The following is a 2,036-nucleotide window of genomic DNA, read 5'->3' as shown; positions in this document are numbered from 1 at the left end:
ACGCGTCGTACTGCTGCTCGAGCGCTGCGACGACGGCGGTGTTCTCCGCCGAGCGCGCGATCTGCTCGTCGACCTCGGTGCGGTTGGCCTCTGCCGCGACACGCAGCGCCTCGGTCGGCAGGTGCAGCCCGGCGAGCTGCTCGAGGTGCTCGACCAGGGTGAGCGAGGCGGCCGGGTAGGTGGCCTGGGCCAGGTAGTGCGGCACGTGCGCGGCCACGCCGAGCGCGTCGACGCCGGCCTCGCCCAGCCGGATCTCCAGGAGGGACGCGACGCTGCCCGGGATGCGCATCTCGCCCCAGTAGATCGGGTAGTGGGCGATGAGCTCGCGGCGCGTGGCGTGCGCGGTCACGGTGACCGGTCGGGTGTGCGGCACCGGCATCGGGATGGCCTGCAGGGCGATCACGGAGGTCACGCCGAAGCGGGTGACCAGGTCGCGCACGGCGGCGACGAACCGCTCCCACTGGTAGTCCGGCTCAGCCCCGTGCAGCAGCAGGAACGGCACGCCGGCGTCGTCCTCGACCGCGTAGAGCTGGATCTCGGGGGCGTGGAAGGACTCGTACCGGTCCCCGCTGAAGGTGACCCTCGGACGGTGCGCGCGGTAGTCCACCAGGGCGTCGGCGTCGAACCGGGCCAGCACCTCGTGCGGCAGCCCGGCCAGCAGGTGGGAGCCGGCCAGCGCGCCGGCGCGGGCGGCGTCGAAGTCGCCGGCGATGTCGTGCACGAGCACCAGGCCACGGCGCCCGCCGGCGGCTGCCTCGCGGGCGAGGAAGCTGTCCGCCTCGGGGAGGAGCTCGACGAGGCCCTCGGGTCGCTGGGTCACTGGTGGTCCTCTCTCGACGAAACGACGACTTCCGCTGCAGCTCCGCGCCGGCCCGGTGCATTCCGCGGCGGCAGCGCCGGGGTCACCCCGAGGTGGCGGGTCCGGTGGGCACGTCGGCGTCCGCCGGGGCCGGTTCCTGCGCCAGCTCGGCACCGTGCTGGTCGCCGTCGANNGAGCGCGGCCACGGGCACGGCCAGGAACGCGCCGATGATGCCGGCGAGGCTGCTGCCGGCGGTGACCGCCAGGATCACGACCCCGGCGTGCAGGTTGAGGCCACGCCCCTGCAGGAACGGCTGCAGGACGTTGCCCTCGATCTGCTGCACCAGCAGCACGATGCCCAGGATGATCAGCGCCGTGGTCAGGCCCTGGTCGACCAGCGCGATCAGCACCGCGAAGGCGCCCGCGACGAAGGCCCCGATGATCGGGATGAACGCGCCGAAGAACGTGAGCACGGCCAGGGGCAGGACCAGGGGGACGTCGAAGATCCACAGCCCGAGCCCGATGAAGAACGCGTCGACGAACCCGACCAGCGCCTGCTGCCGGATGAACTCCGACAGGGTCGTCCACGTCTTGTACGACAGCGCGGCGACGTGGCGCGCGGCGCGCCGGCCGGTCTGCGCCGACATCCACGGCACGAAGCGGGTGCCGTCCTTGAGGAAGAAGAAGCACAGCACCAGGGACAGCACGAGGTTGATCAGCCCGTTGCCGACGACGGACACCCCGGTGACCGCGTAGCCGGCGATGTTCTGCGCGTTGCCCTGGATCGAGTCGATCGCCGAGTCGACGGCGTCGTCGAGCTGGTTCTCGTCGATGTTGAACGGCGGGCCCTGCAGCCACTGCTGGATGTCCTCCAGGCCGGCGGTCGCCTGGTCGGCGAGCTCCACCACCTGATCGGCCACCGAGGGGGCGATCGCGACGATGATCCCCACGAACGCAGCGAGCGCGAGCACCACCGTCGTGAGCGCGGCCAGCGCAGGGGGGAACCCGAGCTTCCGCAGCAGGCGGGTCGGCGGCCAGAGCACGGTGGCGATCAGCAGGCCGAGCACGGTCGGCAGCAGGATCACCCACAGCTTGCCGAGCACCCAGCCGAGCACCACGACGGCGGCGCTGATCAGCAGGAACTGGGCGGCGACGGTGGCCAGCGTCCGCGAGGCGGCCTGCAGGCGAGCGCCACGGCTCTCGTCCGGCGCGGGCGCCGCGGTCGAGGCGCCGGTGA

At 72.6% G+C, this 2,036-nt stretch carries 2 protein-coding genes; both read right to left on the bottom strand.

Annotated features, from left to right (window positions below; translation table 11 throughout):
• Positions 1-820, bottom strand: an 820-nt coding sequence (locus tag A6V29_RS05255) for a proteasome assembly chaperone family protein (RefSeq protein ID WP_137159330.1), incomplete at its 3' end; no start/stop codon positions are given.
• A gap of 173 nt (positions 821-993) precedes the next feature.
• The coding region (locus tag A6V29_RS05250) for an AI-2E family transporter (RefSeq protein WP_137159331.1) at positions 994-2,036 on the bottom strand (1,043 nt) is incomplete at both ends.

The sequence above is a fragment of the Blastococcus sp. CCUG 61487 genome, assembly GCF_005222955.1.
Taxonomy (GTDB): domain Bacteria; phylum Actinomycetota; class Actinomycetes; order Mycobacteriales; family Geodermatophilaceae; genus Blastococcus.
This window is presented reverse-complemented; position numbering and strand designations above follow the sequence as displayed.